The 17342-nt window shown below is 73.6% G+C and carries 17 protein-coding genes; 3 read left to right on the top strand and 14 right to left on the bottom strand.

The features are described from left to right. Positions 1-340 precede the first annotated feature (340 nt). Entirely contained in the window at positions 341-508 is a 168-nt protein-coding gene (locus tag ACA514_RS08800; RefSeq protein WP_375040523.1) for a hypothetical protein, read from the top strand. On the opposite strand, the gene ACA514_RS08795 is transcribed toward ACA514_RS08800, so the two are convergent. Further along, the gene (locus ACA514_RS08795; protein ID WP_375040522.1) at positions 454-873 is read right to left on the bottom strand and encodes a hypothetical protein; all 420 of its coding nucleotides are present in this window, start codon (positions 871-873) and stop codon (positions 454-456) included. The genes ACA514_RS08800 and ACA514_RS08795 overlap by 55 nt on opposite strands. Before the next feature lie 51 nt (positions 874-924). On the opposite strand from ACA514_RS08795, the gene ACA514_RS08790 reads away from it, so the two are divergent. Together ACA514_RS08790 and ACA514_RS08785 are read left to right on the top strand one after the other, a co-directional pair. After that, on the top strand, positions 925-1992 hold the full coding sequence (locus ACA514_RS08790; RefSeq protein ID WP_375040521.1) for an HEXXH motif-containing putative peptide modification protein: 1068 nt from the start codon (positions 925-927) through the stop codon (positions 1990-1992). A gap of 31 nt (positions 1993-2023) precedes the next feature. Continuing rightward, entirely contained in the window at positions 2024-2875 is an 852-nt protein-coding gene (locus tag ACA514_RS08785; RefSeq protein WP_375040520.1) for a hypothetical protein, read from the top strand. Between the two features lie 8 nt (positions 2876-2883). Here the strand turns inward: ACA514_RS08785 and ACA514_RS08780 are convergent, their stop codons facing one another. Genes ACA514_RS08780 through ACA514_RS08720 form a run of 13 tightly spaced genes read right to left on the bottom strand, consistent with a single transcriptional unit; the run spans position 2884 to position 17337 of the window. Beyond that, positions 2884-4734: a hypothetical protein gene (locus ACA514_RS08780; protein WP_375040519.1), complete on the bottom strand. Its 1851-nt coding sequence runs from the start codon at positions 4732-4734 to the stop codon at positions 2884-2886. A gap of 40 nt (positions 4735-4774) precedes the next feature. After that, complete coding sequence (locus ACA514_RS08775) at positions 4775-7096, bottom strand: hypothetical protein (protein ID WP_375040518.1); 2322 nt, start codon at positions 7094-7096, stop codon at positions 4775-4777. Positions 7097-7116: 20 nt separating this feature from the next. Continuing rightward, positions 7117-8187, bottom strand: a complete 1071-nt coding sequence (locus tag ACA514_RS08770; RefSeq protein WP_375040517.1) for a hypothetical protein — start codon at positions 8185-8187, stop codon at positions 7117-7119. A 49-nt stretch (positions 8188-8236) separates the two neighbouring features. Then, on the bottom strand, positions 8237-8857 hold the full coding sequence (locus tag ACA514_RS08765; protein ID WP_375040516.1) for a hypothetical protein: 621 nt from the start codon (positions 8855-8857) through the stop codon (positions 8237-8239). Further along, the gene (locus ACA514_RS08760) at positions 8850-11984 is read right to left on the bottom strand and encodes a LamG-like jellyroll fold domain-containing protein (RefSeq protein WP_375040515.1); all 3135 of its coding nucleotides are present in this window, start codon (positions 11982-11984) and stop codon (positions 8850-8852) included. The genes ACA514_RS08765 and ACA514_RS08760 overlap by 8 nt, the downstream gene beginning before the upstream one ends. After that, entirely contained in the window at positions 11981-13288 is a 1308-nt protein-coding gene (locus tag ACA514_RS08755; protein ID WP_375040514.1) for a baseplate J/gp47 family protein, read from the bottom strand. The genes ACA514_RS08760 and ACA514_RS08755 overlap by 4 nt, the downstream gene beginning before the upstream one ends. A gap of 7 nt (positions 13289-13295) precedes the next feature. Continuing rightward, a complete protein-coding gene (locus ACA514_RS08750; RefSeq protein ID WP_375040513.1) occupies positions 13296-13730 on the bottom strand; it encodes a hypothetical protein in 435 nt (144 codons plus the stop codon). Next, positions 13727-14053 (bottom strand): hypothetical protein, encoded by a 327-nt coding sequence (locus ACA514_RS08745; protein WP_375040512.1) that lies wholly within the window; start codon positions 14051-14053, stop codon positions 13727-13729. Before ACA514_RS08745 ends, ACA514_RS08750 begins: the two co-directional genes overlap by 4 nt. After that, positions 14053-15777: a hypothetical protein gene (locus tag ACA514_RS08740; RefSeq protein WP_375040511.1), complete on the bottom strand. Its 1725-nt coding sequence runs from the start codon at positions 15775-15777 to the stop codon at positions 14053-14055. Before ACA514_RS08740 ends, ACA514_RS08745 begins: the two co-directional genes overlap by 1 nt. 40 nt (positions 15778-15817) lie before the next feature. After that, positions 15818-16186 (bottom strand): hypothetical protein, encoded by a 369-nt coding sequence (locus ACA514_RS08735; RefSeq protein WP_375040510.1) that lies wholly within the window; start codon positions 16184-16186, stop codon positions 15818-15820. 33 nt (positions 16187-16219) lie between these two features. After that, a complete protein-coding gene (locus tag ACA514_RS08730) occupies positions 16220-16726 on the bottom strand; it encodes a hypothetical protein (protein WP_375040509.1) in 507 nt (168 codons plus the stop codon). A 9-nt stretch (positions 16727-16735) separates the two neighbouring features. Next, complete coding sequence (locus ACA514_RS08725) at positions 16736-16939, bottom strand: hypothetical protein (RefSeq protein ID WP_375040508.1); 204 nt, start codon at positions 16937-16939, stop codon at positions 16736-16738. A 5-nt stretch (positions 16940-16944) separates the two neighbouring features. Further along, positions 16945-17337, bottom strand: coding sequence for a hypothetical protein (locus tag ACA514_RS08720; RefSeq protein ID WP_375040507.1), 393 nt, complete (start codon positions 17335-17337; stop codon positions 16945-16947). Positions 17338-17342: the final 5 nt, after the last annotated feature.

The raw sequence follows: 17342 nt of genomic DNA, 5'->3' as shown, positions 1-17342 counted from the left end.
GGGCTCGCCACCTTCCTCTTCTCCCCCTTCTCCCGGAAAGGGACACTGGCCTCACAGCACCCTTGGCGTCACAGCGGAGTAACGCCTCGATTGCCCCGGGTGACGATCAATGGCGGCGGGTGCGGCCTCGGCCATTCGAAGGCTTCCGAGCCGATATGTCCGATTCCATTTGGATCACTGGGCGGATCCTGACATCGGGAGCCGGCGCCGGAAGTGGCCAATATCGTCATTGACACCGCTCGACACGCCGACTTACGCTCATACTCCCGAGAGAGGGCGGAAAAGCGATACCGCAGGAAATTCCGCGACTCCTCTCCGGCCGGTCCAAGGAGGCGGCACGATGCCCGACAATTCCCCTCGCAGCGGTCGCCGGCGCGTATTCCTCACCGACGAGCAGCTCGAGAAGCTGCAATTGTCCGCCGAGGAGCTGTCGCTGGCCGAGCGCGACGCCGGTCACCACCACCACGACGACGAGGCCGAGACCGAGCCGGAGACCGAACCGGCGTGAAGCCAGGAGACCAAGGAGAAAAGGCCGCCGGTTTCGGCGGCCTTCCGGTGGATCCGGTCGCCCGCGACCTCGAAAAGGCCTTCGCGAGCGACCCGGGTTTCGGTGACAGCGCCTACATTCGCGGTCGGCAGCGCCATTCCTACCTGCGCCGCCTGGAGAAGATCGCCACGGAAATCCCGGCCGCCGAGCGGCTCCGTCGAGAACTCGCGGGCACGGACATCGCGAAATTCGACCTGTTCGATGATCCCGTGTTGAGATGCGCGATCCAGCACGCCTTCGCTCGCATCACGAACGGCGCCACGCGCGGCTTGCCCCTGGAACAGTGCGCCGCACTTCTCGAGAGCGTCCGCGACACGGGCGCGCAACCGACTCGCAAGGCAGCGCAGCCGCTGCGGACGGCGAATTTCGGCGGCGCGGTGTGGCGTGAGGACGCGCCCGACGACGCCTTCGGAAGTGCCTTCCGGCTTCTGGTGCGCAACGAGTACGAGGGCTCCCTTTGCACACCCGGCGAAGCCGAGACGGCGGTCCTGGAGGGCGCCGTCCGCCTGCTCGGTGAACTGCTTCCGGAGCTCGCGCGCAGCGCCCTGTCCCACACGCATCTGATCGCGGTGTTCCCTCCCGAGGGCGCTTGGAAGGGGAAGGCGTCCAGCTCGCAGTTCCAGCTCAGCGGCGTCATCTTCCTGAACCGGGCGAAGCTGAGGAATCCCTGGTGGGCGGCCGAGCACCTGTTGCACGAATCGCTGCACCAGAAGCTCTACGACATCCGCCGCGGGCATGCCCTCCTGCGCCCGGGCGCCGCGGCGAAGATCCGGTCGCTCTGGAACACGCCCGGTACCGGCGAGCACAACCTGTGGAACACCGACCGCGCCCTCGCGGCCTTCCACGTCTACGTGCAGCTCGCGCTGTTCGCGCGAGTCGCCGAGAGCGCACCGGCGGCGCTGGACCTGGCCTACGGGCCGCGGACGGCCGCCCCCCGGATGATCGACGCCGGGCGAGCGCTGGCGCGCGCCCACTACCTCGGGGAGCAGCTCCAGGACCGGCCGGACCTCGGACCGGCCGGGACGGTGATGGTCGAATGGCTGCTCGCCCTGCTGGAGGACATGGACCCGGCTCCTCCCCCACCAGGCGCCTTCGTGCATCACCTCTTGGACCGGTATCGCAAGGAGGCCAGGCTCACCGCACGCGCGGGCCCTGGTGGCGGCACCGGCCTCCTCACCGCGCTGGCCGTCGAGGAACTGGACGTCGCGCGCCACATCCTGGCCGCGCTGCCCGGCGCGGAGGACGGGCCGTCCATCCAGGTGCGCTGGCCGGCGGGCGAACTCGGCGGGCATTTCCGCGAGGTTCGCGAACACATCGCCGGGACGCTGGCGGACGCCTGCGCGGACGGGTTCACGCTCGCCGGGCCGGCCTCGCGGGCGGACGGACTGGCGCGGGCGATGATCGAGCGGTCGAGCCGCCGCCTGGGCGCTCTCCCGCCCGTCTGACGCCGTGCGGATCCTCGCGACGGTGTCGAACATGCGCAGCCTCGCCGTCGTCGTGGACCTGCGGACCCGGGAGGTCGGACACATCGACGCCCGGTCCGGCTTCTTCGACCCGACCATCACCGAGCGCGCGCAATGCCGCCCCTTCGGCATCACCTGGAGTCCCAGCGAACTTTTCATCGTCAACAACCGCCAGCTCCTGGCGTTCGAACAGGACCTGAGCTTCGGCCGGGCCGTTCCGGTGCGCCTGCAGGTCAACACGCACCAACTCGCGTATGACGCCGGGCGCGTCTGGACGGTGAGCCCGTGGACCAACTCACTGATCGGGGTCGGCGACGATGACACGGTCGAATTCGACCTCGCCGCACAGGCCGTCCGGCCGTACGTGGAACGCGATGCCTCGCCGGCCGACGACCGGTGGCACTACAACTCCCTGCTGTGGCACGGTGACCGGCTCTACGTGGCGGCCCACGCCTTCGGTCCCGCGAGCTTCATCAAGGTGTACGACCGAGCGACATTCCGCCTCGTGGACGTGCACCCGAACGCCGGGCATTCCATTCACGGGCTGGCCTGCCGCGGCGGGGAACTGTTCTGGATAAGCACCAGGACCAGGGAGATCCGCTCCGACCGGGGCCGCCGTGTGCCGCTGCCCCGCGCCGGGTTCGCCCGCGGCTTCGCCATGACCGAGGACCACTTCATCGTCGGCGTCTCCGTCCCCTCGTCCCGCGACAAGCGGCACCGCGGTGACTCGTGGATCCAGGTCATCGACCGTTGCGACGGCCGGCTGGTCGAGGAGATCTCCCTTCCCGGCACGGGGAACGTGAACGACCTGCGCCTCCTGGACGGCCACGACCACGCCCATCCCGTCCCCCCGTTCTGGACCTGACGGTCCGGTCAGTTCGAGCGGGAGTGGTGCGCGGTGGCGTATTTGCCGGTCCGCCGGTTGTAGGCGACGGTCCACTGGACGCCGTCCGAGTCGACCACGTACAGGGTCTTGGTGAACCCCTGAGCGCGCAGGCCGTCGTCGTCGGTGTTCACCTCGTCCACGAAGGTCACTTCTCCCTCCACCTGGCCGACCGCGGCCTCCGGGGTGTCGTACTGATCGACGACGGCGCCGCCCTCCGACCGCGGCGCGGGACGATCGAGGCGGTCGACCTCGGCCTGGGCCCTCTCCCAGTCGCGCTCGGCGGCGGTCATGCCGGACTCCTCCTCCGGCTTGGCCGCCGGGCTCGGCTTCGGCGCGGGCCTTGGCGCCGGCTTCGACGGGCCGCCGGGCGGCTTGCCGCCCGGCGGGCGGCCGCTCGCCGTCGCGGCCGGTCGCAGGTCGTGGCGCGGTCCCGTCGAGGCGCCCGGCGGCACTGCGGGCCCGCCCGCCGGCGTGGACGGGACCTGGCGCGCCGGGGGCAAATGCGTGTACGTCTGCTGCTCCGGCGGCACGGCGTTCCCCGGCGGCGCAACCCGTGGTTCAAGGTCGCGGCCGAATCCGGCGACGGGCCTGGTCCCGGCGGGGGGCTCGACGGCCGTCGTCTCACCCTGCCGGGACGGCGGCAGGAAACCGATCCGGCGTCGCGTCCCGGCGGGCACCGCGGCCTGCCGGACGGCGCCGGCTTCGGCCAGATCGGTCCGGATCACCACCGATTCCGTGGACGTCACCGCTTTGGCGAGGGCCAGGTCGCCTTCGGTGAGGACTCCCTGGGACCTGAGCGCCCGCCGTTCGAGCATTCCGATCTCGCCCTCCAGTTCGGCGGCGTCCCCCACCCGGTAACCCGCGCCGGTCCCGGCGAAGGCCATCTCGATGGCGAAGATCTCGTCCCAGCCCGCCGTGAACGCGGCGACCGCCTGGGTGACCGAAAGGCCACGGCGCAGGTAGACGCGCATGTCCCGGTTGAAGATCTCGTTCGTCGACACCGGGTACGTCTCGACCACGGCGCGGCTCCGGGCGTCCTTGACGCCGATCCAGACGAATTGACCGGCGACCTCGTACGGGCCCCAGGGCAGGCGCGTGAACGCCTCGCCGCGCGTCATTCCCAGCGCCGGAACGAACTGCCGCTCGTACTCCTTCCATTGGCCGGCCTTCTTCGCCTGTTCGGCCTTCCACGCGGCGACCTCCTCGTCCGTCGCGTCGCCGCCGAGCAGCGCACGGTTCGCCAGGACCCGGCCGTACGGGGAGAGGAGCCCGAGGAAGGTCGCGGCGAAGTCGACGGAACCCTGCTGGACGCGGCTCCGGTAATCACCCCACGACAGTTCCCAGGACGGGCTGAGCAGCGCGTCCTTCGGGCGTCCCGTGAGGTGGAACCCCTCCGGCAGCCCGCCGTCGCGGAAGAGCCATTTCGCCACTTCCTCTTTTCCCACCCACGTGGGGAATTCCAGGTGCCATCTGGAACGGCCTGGAAGCGGGAACACGCGAGCCGCGGGCGGGGCCTTTTCCGGTCGTCCACGCGAATCGCTCTTCGGCGGCCGGGCGGCGCCGCCCTGAGGGGCCGGGGCGGCTTTGGACCCGCCCCCCGCGGGGGCTCGGCCCAGCGGTGTCCCGCTCGCGGTGGACGGCGCCGGCGGCGTGTTCCCCGCGCGCAGGGGCGCTCCGGGCACGGGGTGGCCGGCGTGGTCGGGCGCGGCGCTGCGCACCCCTCGGGCGACGCCGGACAGGACGGTCGCGATCAGGTCGCGGGCGGCCTGCCGGGACCTGCCGTCGGTGACGGCGTCGGTGCCGCCGACGGCGCCGGGGAGGTTGTACTGCCGGTCCATCGAGGTCTCCGTTCGGTCGGCCTGGCCGGGGGTGCCGTCCTCACAGGAACGGGGAGAGCAGGTGCAGGAGCCGCAGCACGACCGAGTTCTCCCGGGAGAAGGCCAGTCGCAGGTTCGACGCGGTCAGGGCGAGGCCGGGGTCGGTCTGCCGCTCGACGACGTGGTCGATGGTGATGACGACCCGCTGACCGTTCAGCATCAGGTAGGGGGCGCCGCCGGCGAAGACGCAGCCCGCGTCCGTGAACAGCGCGCGGGCGACGGGGTCGGCGGCGACACGGCGCCAGAAGCGGTTCCGGTGGAGATCGAAGAGGGCGCGGCTGTTGCCCGCGGTGAGGACGGCGGTGTCGCCGGTGCGCGCCGCCGCGTCCCACAGCCGCGCCAGAACATCGATCGCGCTGTCGGTGAACCTCTTCGCCAGGAGCCGTCCCAGCGCCGTGACCTGGGTCTGCGTGAGACCGGTCGCCGTTTCGGGCGACGTGGTGACGACGCCCTGGCCCGGCGTGATCGCGACGGTGGACGGCGACTCGTCGAACGTCCCCGCCGAGAAGCCCGCGTCGTCGGTGGGTTCGGCATCGGTCCGGCCCGCGCCCGGGACGGTAGCGCCGCCGATGCGCGCGCCCGACTGATCGACCACCGTGACGCCGACCACGCGTGCCGCGGCGCGTCCGGCCTGAGCGGCCGCTCCCGTCCTTGACACCGCCGCCCGACCCGCCGTGGCCGAAGCCGAAGCACCGGTGGCGGGCGCCCGGGCCGCCGAGCGGGTCGCGGACGGCAGCCGGGTCTCCGCCGCGGCGGGCGGAGCCGGGGGCGGAGTCCGCGGCACGGTCGGGGAGCCGAACCCGCCGGGCGCCTCCAGTACACCAGCGGACGATTCGCGTGCCACGAGCGCGACTCCCGGACGTCCTGCCCCGATCCCCGGCACGCCGAGCCCGGAGTCCACGCCCTCCATCACGGCGGACAGCGGCCGTCCGAGACGGCGCGTGGTCAGCGCCAGCTTGAGCACCACCCTCTGCGCGGCCTCGCTGCCGGCGGTCACCGCGATGCGCGAGACGGCCCGCAGCAGCACGCCGCCGAGCTTGAGCGCGGCGTGCGCGAGGAGCAGGTACTCGATCGGCCCGAGCCCCTCGTTGACGAGCCCCTCCTCGCTGTACCAGAGGCTGACGGCATCCCCGTCCGGGCCGTGGATACGGTGCTCGCGGAGCCCGCTGGACCCGGAGACCAGGTAGTAGGCGATGACCTGCGCGCCGTCGAACTGCGGGACGGGCTCCAACTCGTTCCAGTTGGCGACGAGGTACTCCTCGAAGGGCGTCAGCCGTCCTCCGACCATCTGCGTGAGCCAGGCGTGCAGGGCCTCGCGCGTCATCTCCCACCTGTTGTCGGGGACGGAGAAGCGCTTGTCGGCCTGGTCCCCCGGGCCGGGGATCACCACGGTCCGGTCGCGCAGCACGGCTCGGGTCCGGTCGCCGACCGTGATCGGCCTGCGGCGCTCCTCGAAGCTCAGCGTTCTCCAGTAGTCCGGCTCCTCGGGAACCGGGCCGAACAGCATCCGGATGGTGTCCGCGCTGAGGTGGGCCGAAGGAGCGGGGCGAGGCATGCCCGGCACGGGGCGCACTCGGTCGAAGAAGCGATCGAGCCCGGCCCGCCGCAGCCCGTCGAGGAACGCGGCGTAGCCGGTCGTGGAGCCGTACTGGTCCACCACCTGCTTGAGCAGGGCGAGGTCGCGGTCCGAACCGATCTTGAGGAAGAGGATCGCCTCCACCAGCACCCGCACCTCGAACGGCACCGCGGCGGCGGTGCGTGCGCGCGGAGGCCCCGCCCCGGGGCCGGCGGCCGGGGGCACCGGTCCTTTGGCATCCGGCGGACGGGCCGGCGGGTTCGCCGAGCCCGCCGGACGTGGAGGCGCAGGAGTCCCGGCACGAGCGGCACCCGCTGCGCCGGTCGGGCCCCGGGCCCCGGCCGGACTCCCGGTCGAGCCCGCCGCCCCAAGCACGGCCGGCGCGGCCGTTGGCCGGGGTGCGGGTGCCGCGACGGGAGTGGTCGCCGAATGGAGCGGGATTCCCGCGATGCCGGACGGGGCCCCGAGGTCCGGCAGGCGGTCGGAGCCGCGCGGGTCCGGCCCGGCGGGCGCGGCGTGGCCCGAGAACCGCGCCGCGCCGCTGCCCGCGGTGTCCGCGCCGGGCCAGGGCCACGCCTCCGGCTCCGCATGGGAGCCGGGCGGGTGGCGGTCGGCCAGGAGCCGTTCCACCTTCGCGATCCGCACCGCGACGGCCCGTGCCAGGGCGTGGCCGAGCGCGTCCAGCCGGTCCGGCGTCGGCTCGCCCACCACGTGCACGGCGACCGGGACGTGGCAGTTGATCTCCATGTCACCCCCTCGGGCGCGGCCTACAGGTGCAGGTTGATCGACGCGGACGCCGAGCCGGTGCCGCCGCGGGTGTCCGTGGCGGTGATCGTGAAGTCGAACCGGCCGGTGGTCGGCAGCGGGATCCGCGCCTGCCAGGTCGACCAGTCGCCCGCGGCCGCGGTGTCCTGGGCCTGCCCCGAAGGACCGGAGGAGACCGCGTACGACACCCCGGTCACCCCCGACTGCGCGCCGGACGTCGTGCCGTTCAGCGTGAGGAGGAAGGGCAGCGAGGTGACCGTGACATCGGTCGGGAACGCGCCGATCGTCACCGCCGGCGGCGTGCCGTCGTGCGCGACGATCGTGCGGGTCTGGCTCGACGTGCGGCCGTCCGGGTCGGCGCACTGCACGGTGATCGTACGGGGGCCGAGCGGCGCGGGGGCGAGTACCAGCGTCGTGACCAGCCGGGACCCGGTGAACGACTGGGTCGTGGTCGTCCCGTCCTTGGTGATCCCCACCGCGAGCGGGTAGTACTGGTCGGGCCCCGTGGCCAGCTCGACGGTGACCTGGCCGCCGCCGGGGCCGAAGTCGACGACGGTCCCGTCGGCGGGCGACACCCAGTTGAACACCGGAGGGCCGGCCGGGGTCACGTGGACGGTCACCGGCGGGGCGCTGATGTGCGCCCCCTCGTCGGTCACCCCCGCCGCCGTCAGCGCGTAGTCGCCGGGGTGCGGGAACCGCACCGGGTAGGTGCCCCCGCCCCCGGTGTGGTCCCTCATCGACTCGACGCCGGCGACGTCGAGCAGGGTCTCGACGTAGCGGACGACCTGCTCCTCGTCCCAGCTCAGGTCGGCCGGCAGCCACGTCCACTGGACGCCGGCGTCCGCGTTCACCGTGATCGGGGCGGGTGCGGCCGGCGTCACGATGGACGGCGGCCGGATGGTCACGCTCGGCGCCCGGTTGGGGCCGGGCTGCCGCGGCGTGCCCAGCTTCGGCGCGGCCGTCCGGGCCCGCGAAGGCGCGGGCGCCTTGGCTCCGGAAGGCGCGGGCGCCTTGGCCGCGGCGGGCGCGGGCTGCGCGCCGTCCGCCGTCGTCGTGGTGTTCTTCTTGACCATGAGGACTCCATTCGAAGGGGCGGCCCGGGGCCGCCCGGCACGTGCGGGATCAGTTGTTGTAGGTGATCTGGAACGACACGAGGGTGACGGGATCGCCCGTCCCCACCCCGCTGCTCGCCGCGAGGACGTAGCGGAAGTTCGCGAGGTCGACGAGGCTGACCGCGCTGTTGGGGATGGACTGGGCGGTGTTGAGCGGGACGGTGCTGGTGTCGAAGGACGTCACGTTCTGCAAGGTGCCGTCGGACACCGAGATCCGGCTGAAGAAGAAGGCCGTGTTCTGCCCGGCGGGCGGGGAGCCGTGGCCGCGGACGCGGAGCGAGGTCAGCCGGACGTGGTCGGGCAGCGTCAGCGGCACCACCCCGTTCGGGCCGCCGGCCTGCGGCGCGACGGCGATTCCGGAGGTCTGCAGGGCCCACGGCGTCGCGGTCCCGACCGGCTGGAGTGTCGGCGCGACCGAGAGGGTGACGCTGGGCGGGACGGTCGGCACCCGCGCGCCGAGCTGGTCGAGTTCGGTGCCGATCTGCGTGACCACGGTGGACACGCCGTGCAGGTCGCTCTCGATGGTCTCGAACCGGATGTTGAAGCCGTTCGTGCCGCCGGCCTCGACGCGGTCGACGTTGTCCACCCAGTCGAGATGGTGGAATTTCGGCGTGTAACTGAAGTCAGCCACGGCTGTTGCCCCTTCGCGTGGGTGGCGTCGCGCTGCGGACGCGGAACTTGGGAAAGGTGAAGTCGGGGTTGACCGCGGCCAGATCGCCCCGGACCTCGACGGTGTGGTCCCGGATGATCTGGGTGCTGACCTCGATGCCCACCGGGTGCAGGGCGTTGAGGATGTTGAGGATCAGGTCGTACTGGTCTTTGGAGATCACCGTGCCGGGGTCGTCCAGCTCGGGCCGCAGGCCGACCCGGAAGGTGTACGGGGCCGGCAGGTCGCCGAGCAGGTAGTCGGCCTGCACCCAGGCGAGGCCGGCGGCGTCGCCGCGCAGGGTCGTGGACGGCTGCCGGGGGTTGCCGAGGGTGACGCGGGCGGTGTCGAACGCGCCCCTCGCCCAGCCGAGCCTGACCTGGCCGGCACCGGTCGCGGCGCCGGTCAGCGCGGGCTCGATCGTGAGGCCGAGCGTCGCGCCCTCGTCCAGCTCCATGACCAGGCCGCCGTCCGTGCCGGCAGGGCCGCGCACGACGACCAGCTCGCCCGGCGCCTGCCGGACGATCACGTTGGCGCCGTTGTGCTCGACGTGCCCGAACCCCACGGCGTGGGCGATCGCGGCGAGGGGGCCGGGCGCGAGGACGGTGTGGTGCAGGGTCAGCGTCCTGCCGTGCGCGGCGAACTCGTCGCCGCCCGGCTTGAACGCCGAGGTCACCGCGAGCTGCCCGCCGGGTGAGAGCCGGGCCAGTTCGGCGAGCAGGGTGTCCAGCAGTTGCGCCACCGCGGGTTGCATCAGGTGGTTGTTCGGATCGGTGCCGTAGTTCACCTGCTGTTCGTTGTGCTGCCTCAGGAACCGCTGGTCGAAGGACTCGCCGATGTCGCTCACCACCGCGACGGGCGCGCCGAGCGCGCCGTCGCCGGCGATCGTCTGCTTGTCCGGCAGGTCGGGCAGGCCGAGGCGCAGCGGCCGGCTCGCCGCCGCGGTGCGCCTGCCGAGGCCCACCTCCGCCTTGACGATCAGGCCGCCGGGCGCGGTCGCGGTCAGCGTCGTGGTCGAGGCCGGGTTGCCCGGCGCTCCCGTCGTGGCCAGGGTGCCGCGGCCGGGCCCGTCCGGAACGGTGCGCCAGCGCAGCGTGGACCCGGGGGGCGGCGCGGGCCGCAGCGACAGGGTCACCGGGGACCCGACGTCCAGGTCGGCCGGGCCGCCCTGGACCGGGTCGATGTCCACGGCGAAGTAGTCGCCCGGCGCGTTGGCGGCGTAGACCTGCGCCCCGTCCGCTTCGGCGTCGGGTCGGAAGCACACGTAATCGAATCCGGCGCGGTGGGCCAGCGCGGCCAGCCGTCCCGGCGCGATCGTGCCGTGCCCGAGCAGGACGGCGCGCCCGGTGGCCCGCAGGTCGCCCGCCCGGGGGTCGAACGCGACGCTGACGCGCAGGCGCCCGGCCGGGCCCGGCTCGGCGGCCGCGAGCGCGACCAGCCGGTCCAGCGGCGCGGCCAGGCCGACCTGGACCAGGTGCGGGTCGGGCGGGAGCTCACCGGGGGCGAGGTCGCGCGGCGGCGGAGCGGTGAAGTCGACGTCGCCGCGGTCGTAGCGCAGCAGGAAGGCCGGGTCGAACGCCTCCTCCTGCGCCGCGGTGCCGACGGCGTCCGCCTCGTCGACCCGGCGGCGGCCCGCCGCGTCGATGCGCTCGCCCTGGAGGAGCGCGACCGGGCGGACGTGCACGAGCCTGGTGCCGCGCGCCAGCGGCGCGTTGGCGTCCTGGACGACCAGCGGGTCGTCCAGCCCGCCGATCCTGCCGACCAGCTCGTTCAGCGTCGCCGTCAGGTTGGCCGGGGTGGGCAGCGCCCAGCGCCGGAACACCCGCAGGCGCCTGCGGTAGTGCTCGTCCGCCTCGCCGAGCACCGGCGCGAAACCGGTCCTGGCGGTGGCGGAGATCCGGACCTCGTCCACCACGCCGCGGAAGCCGCTGCCGCCCGGCCCGATCCGCAGCGGCGCCGTGTTGTGCACCCCGCCGGACGGGGTGAACTGCGCGCTCGCCCGCTGCACGCCGTCGACGTAGAGCCGGACCGCCTTGGCGGCCCCGTCCACCACGCCGGCGAGGTGGGTGAACGCGTCCGTCGGCAGGCTCACGTCGGCGAACAGGGTGACCGGCGTGGTCCCGTCGGTGACCAGCAGCCGGGGGTTGCGGGCCACGCCCCGGCCGAACGCGCCGACCGAGAGCACCCAGCCCGCCCCCGCGCCGCCCGGGGCCGGGTGCCGGAACAGCACCTGGCCGTCGTCGGCGCCGGCGTCGGGCCGGACGAAGCACTCGAACGTCGCGCTGCCGTTCGCCGCGATGTCGAACGCGGGATCGGTGGCCACCTCCACGACGGCGTCGGCCGAGGCGAAGCCGAACGCGGCGCCGTACCGTCCGGCCGCGCCGAACCGCACCGTTCCGTGCGGCACGCCGGGGTGGCCGGTACGGCCGGGGTACTGGCCGGTGACGTCGCGCGCCTCGGTGGCGCCGCCGCCCGCGTTCCCGGCGGCGTCGTCGAGGTGGTAGAGCGCGACGGTGTCGGCGTCGAACCCGTAGGGCAGCGGCGGGAACCGCGGGACGCCGAGGTCCGCGCCGATCAGGTCGAGGCTGCGGCCCGTCGCCGACGGCAGGTGCCGCTGGGCGACCGTGCGGGCGAGCCGCTCGCGCAGCTGGTCCCGCTCGCCGCCGAGCACCCACAGCACCTTCGCCGTCGTGCCCAGCAGGACGGTCAGCCGCAGCGCCTGGTCCGCGGGACGGTCCGCCGAGGCGGGCGTCACCGTCAGCCCCGTCACCCGGACCCCCGCCGAGGCGGGCACCCCGAGCACGACGGACGTGCCGGCCGGTGCACCCGCCGGGAACGCCGCCTTCGCCTTCCCCGGCGGGCCGCCCTGCTGGGTGAAGGCCGCCTCGACCTGGAGGCCGGCCGGCACGTCGGCGGTGACGGCCAGCACGTGGGCGGGCTCCGGGGTCCGGCCGAACGCGGCCTGGTGGTCGGTGTAGTCGTACGGCGCGACCACCGCCTTCGACGGGTCGGCGCCCGGCGCCAGCGCCAGGTCCAGAGTGTCGGCGCCGCGCCCGAACGGCGTGGTCAGCCGCCGCGCCATCCGGGTCGCGGCGAACGCCGGCGCGGTCATGAGGACACCAGCGTGAGGTCGATGGCGTCGCCGCCCGGCGAGAAGACCGCCAGCTCGGTCGGGCCCATGGGCAGGTTGTCGCCCACCGCGGCCTCGGCGACGGCGCTCTGGTGCGGCACGCCGCCGAAGGTGATCCGGCCGAACGCCGGCGGGACCCGGCGCAGGTGCAGCCGCTGCACGTCCACGACGCCGGGCTGCTCCACGAACGCCCGCACGACCTGCGAGTACAGCACGTCGCCGCCGAGCCGCCCGCCGCCGATGTCGGTGGCGAGCCGCTGCCTGATCTGGGCCAGCAGGGCCGCGCCGTCCGATCCGGGCTGGACGACCACGGTCGCGCGGACGCCGACCTCGATGTGGTCGGCCTCCACGATGTTCGGGTGGATCCCGACCGGCCGCACGGCGTCCACGGCCGCGCGGACCCGTTCGAAGATGCCCTGGACCGGGCCGACGGTCCGCCAGGGCGCGCGGAAGTCGTGCGCGACCACGACGTCGAAGAAGTACGGCTCGCCGATCCGCCTGGCCTCCGAGCTGAACGCGCGCTGGTCGAAGGCGAACGTGGCGAAGTAGCTCTGCGAGACGTCCACGCCGCCGAGCGGGTCGGACAGCACCACGTCCAGGACGCCGCTGACGCCGAGCGCCGCCTGCGCGACCGCGTCCACGGTCCACAGGTTGCGGGCGAGCCCGGCGAGCCGGGCGCGGTAGACGTCGTCGGGCTCGGTGCGGGTGCCGCCGGTCGTCGCGGCGGGGTTCGTCACGGTCAGCGTGGCGCCGCCGAAGTCGGCGAGGAAGATGGCGCGGTACGTCGGATCGACGTCGACGATCGCGTTCTTCGGGACGTCGCCGCCGTGCCCCGGCTCGAAGGCGACCACGCCGACCGGGACGTTCGTGTTGTCGTTGTCGAGCGTCACCGTGGCGGTCGTGCCGAACGCGCGCACCGGCGGCGCGGTGACCACGATGGTGCCCTCGGGCACGATGTACCGCCTGGCCTGCGCCGGGGCGGTCAGCGTGAACAGCACCTCGCCGGTGCTCGGCAGCGACGGCCTGGGCAGCCCCACGTCCTCGCCGAGCAGGTCGAGGTCGTGGCCGAACGCGGTGGAGACGAAGTTGCCGTAGTAGAGGTCCTCCATCCGCTTCCACAGCTCGCCGTCCTCGGCGGCGGTCACCTCGAGGATCTTGCGCAGCGGGCTCGTGTTGGTCAGGTCGATGTCGCCGAAGACCGCGCGGGCCCGGTCGAACGACTCGCCGAGGATCTGGTCGAACGGCTTCAGCACGAAGCCGTCGTCGGTCACTCCGAAATCGGTCATCGCCGGTTCACACCCCCACGTCCACCAGCAGCGTCAACGGGTCGCCCGCCACGGTGTCCAGCGCGACCCGGACGGTCCGGACGCGGCGGCGGCGCGCGTCGTCCGCCGCCGGCGCCAGGGCCGGGTCCGCCGCGAGCAGGTCGGGGTCGTCGTCGAAGACGACCTCCCGGATGTCGCGGACCCGCGGATCGGTGCCGAGGGTCCGGACCAGGTTCAGTTGCACGAGTTGCTTCACCCGCGACACGGGGTTGGCCTGGGTGAACGCCTGCGCGATGTCGAGCCCGTACCCGGTGTTGAACGGGTCGGAGCCGAACGGCGTGAGCACGCGGAGCGTCAGGGCCTGGCTGAGGTTGGCCACCGACTCGACCTCCTGGAGCCGTCCCGCCGTCACTACCAGGTCGCCGTCGTCGAGCAGCAGGCTGCGGCCGAACGAGGTGGTCATGCTGCCTCCAGTTGTGTTTGGCCCGCGTCGGTCGCCAGCCACTGGCCGGCGTTCGTCGACCCCTGCGCGGTCGCCAGCATCACGGGCTGGCCGCCGAGCGCGAGCGTCGTGCTGACGCCCGCCGCGATCACCGTGATCTGCGTGCACGGGACGGGTTTGAGCTGGCAGCCGAGGAACGCGCCCGCCAGCAGGTCGCCCCGCACCAGGACGGCGGCCCCGCCCACCGTCAGCGCGCGCTGGCTCGCGTGCGCGACCAGGACGCCCTGGTGGACGCATTTCACGGTGGACGCCTCGGTCAGCACGGCGCTCGGGAACCCGGGCATCACGTCACCGCCACCGAGGAGCCGTCGAGCTTCATGCTGACGCTGCCGTTGGTGAGCGTGATGGGCTGGTTCGCGGTGCTGATGGTGACCGCGCCGCCGGAGTCCACGGTGATCGTCGTTCCGCTCTGGTGCTCGATGGTGATCGAGTCGTCGGTGGGCGGGTCGGGCCGCTCGCCGACCTCGGGGAGGGCGTCGCCGCCCACCAGCACGCGGAGCGCGGCGACCTGGATGATCCGGTGGCCGGCGGCGTCGGTGAGGTCGTTGGCGCCCTTGCCGCGCGGCAGGCCGTCCTCGCCCAGTTCGGTGGGGAGCGCCAGCCAGTGGTCGCCCGCCTGGTTGGCTGGCCGCTGCTGGACTGGGTTGTCGGGCCAGACGAAACCGGTGACGACCGCGTCGTTGACGTCGCCCCGGTTGTGCGCCAGGACGGCCCGCATCCTCGGGTACACCGGGGTCATCAGCCCGGTGCGGTGGAACGCGAACGGCGACGCGATCGGCTTGCCGAGCAGGTCGACGTCGGTGCCGACCGGGCTCGCGACGCTGGGCGCGCTCACGCCGTCCTCGGGCGCCTGCCCGTAGTGCAGTGAGGCCAGGTGCTTGCCGTCGGCGCCGGGGGCGTACGCGGTCACCTCGCCGAGGTCGACTGCGGGATGGTCGTCGCGCTCGCGTTCGACGGCGTCCAGCAGGCGGTCCACCACGGCCTGCACGCCGGTCGCGACCTCGGCCCGCTCGCCCGGCGCGGCCGCGATCAGCCGCAGCTCGGCGGTGTAGCCGGAGTCCGCCCGGAAGCGGTGGACGACCCGGGCGAGCCGCAGCGGACCCGCCGGCACGCCGGACAGGCCGGTGACGGCGGCGGCCTGCCCGACCCGCAGCCGGGGATGACCGAGCACGGTCAGGTCGAGCGTGGTGCGGACCGGCGGCGTCGGCGCGGGCGCGAGCCCGGACGCCGGGCCGGAGGCACCGCCGGGGCCCGGCGGTGGGAAGGCCGCGCGGACCGCGGTGTCCTCGGCGGTCGAGCTGCTGAGGGAGACCAGGTTGGTGTCCGGGTCGAACACGACCGGCGCGGGGTCGGTGGGCGCGCCGACCGCGCGGCCGAGGAAGACCTTGCCGTCGCGTACCACGAGCGGTTCGCCCGCGCGGGCCGCGAGCGCGCCGAGCGCCTCGAGGACGGACCCGGTGCGGACGGTGAAGTCCGCCAGGTCGCCGCCCAGGGTGGAGCCGTCGGCGAGCGGGACGCCCGCCGACGCGGCCAGCGCCCCGGCCAGCTCGACGGCCCTGCCGCCCGCGGGGCGGTCCAGCTTCGCGGGCGCGTTGCGCAGCAGGTAGCCGCCCTCCTCCTGGCCGCGCAGCACGGTGCGGGACAGGCCGTCGTCGCCGACGCTCCCCGTCACCGACATGACCCGTCCGACCAGCACCTCCCCCGGGCCCGTCCGGGTGGACGGCTCGTCGAAGTAGCCGAGGTGGACGGTGGCGTTCAGCGCCCCGGCCGCGTGCGTGTTCTTGATCAGGTCGGTGATCTGGGCGGGCAGGTTGACCAGGCCGATCTCGAAGGTGTCGGCCGCCGCGCCGTCGGCCATCGTCACCGTGATGTCCGCGTCGATGATCAGCGACCCGCTCAGCACGTCGTTGGACACCGTCAGCGGCAGGCCCAGCCCGGTCCGGCCCGCGACCGCGCCGGCCGCGCCCGCCGGGCCGATCTCGACCTTGTACCAGAGCACGAAGCTCATCCGACCTCCCCCGTCCGCCCGGCGGCGGTCGCCGGGGCGCTCATCTCGGCGCCACCCCGCCGACCACTTCGGACCCGAACGCGCCGGCCCCGTTGAGGTTGCGCGGGTCCAGCCGCAGGGTCGTGAACGTCAGCGCCAGCTCGGCCGCCAGGTACTCCACCCCTGGCACCAGCTTGCGGCGCAGGATCGGGACGGCCCCGTCCGCCTCCTCGCGCTCGACCGCCAGCACCAGGAAGGCCTTCGCCGCCGGAAGCTCCAGCGGCCCGGCCCGCGGGCCGTCGAGGACCTCCTCGGCGACGTTCGCGTACAGCCGGAACCCGTAGTCGCGGCCGGCCAGGGCCAGCCGGAACGCCTGCGGGAAGCCCTCGTCGGCGTCGATCGGCAACCGGAGGAACGTACGCGTCGCCACTGCCGCCTCCTTTCTCGTCCATGTCCTGGACGGCTACAGCGCGCCCAGCACGGTGCGGGCGACCGGATTGGGCGCCACGGACCCGGGCACCAGCGCCGTCCCGGCGCCGACGGCCAGGTCGGCCACCTCGCCGAGGACCGCGGTCAGGCTCGACCTCGGCACCTCGAGCAGCGTGATCGACACGTCCAGGGCGTCGCGCTTGGCGACGCTCTGCGTGAAGTGCAGCTCGGTGATCTGCATGTCCAGGCTGATCGTCAGGCCGGACACCACCGGGATGCCGGAGGGCAGCAGCGCGGCCGAGGTCGCCACCAGCGCCCGGGACGTGAGCGCCAGGGCCTCCAGCAGCTTCTTGGCCGCCAGCCGGCCCGGGCCGGTCAGCAGCGCCTCGATGGCGATCTTCTTCTTGGTGGGCTGGGTGGCCTGCAGGAACCGGCTGCCCATGATCCGCTCGATCTCGTAGCCCTCGGTGATCGTCATGCTCTGCACGAAGAGCAGCGGCACCGGTCCCACCAGTACGGGAACGTTCGTCCCCACCGTCATGCCTCCTCCTCACAGCCGGCTGGCGAGTTCGGTGTCGAGCCGCTGGAACACCAGGTCGGCCAGCCGCTCGCCCTCGCCGTCGGGCAGCGACCCCACCGCGTGCATCTCGACCGGGAAGTAGTAGTTGACGACGCCCCCGGCGTCCGGCCCGGACCCCTGGTCCTCGTCCCGGCCGCCCGCCTCCCCGGTGGCCGCGGCGTCCGCGGCGTCCACGGCGGCTACGCCTCCAGCCCGACGTCCAGCGCCAGGCAGGTGAAGCTGGCCTGCGGGATGCCGTCGATCACCACGTTGCTCGGGTTGGCCGAGGTGACGACGCAGCGGGCGAACTTGATCGAGTTGAACGACCAGTCGGTGCCCTTCTTCTCGGCGACGACCACGGCGAACTCCCGCCCGCTCGTCGCCAGCTCCGTCAGGTCCGCCACCGCCGTGGCGGTCGCGGGCACCGCCATCACGAACGTGAAGGTGAACGGCTGGCGGACGAAGCCGACGTTGTCGGCCTCGATGCTGTGCAGCACCGTGTGCGGCACGTTGAACGTCGGGGTGAAGCTGGAGATCGGCGTGATCGTCGCGTCCCCGAGCTTGACCTCGAGCCGTGTGTTCCAGTCCGGCATCGGTG

It is taken from the genome of Actinomadura sp. NTSP31 (genome assembly GCF_041951385.1).
In the GTDB taxonomy this organism is placed as follows: domain Bacteria; phylum Actinomycetota; class Actinomycetes; order Streptosporangiales; family Streptosporangiaceae; genus Spirillospora; species Spirillospora napierensis.
This window is presented reverse-complemented; position numbering and strand designations above follow the sequence as displayed.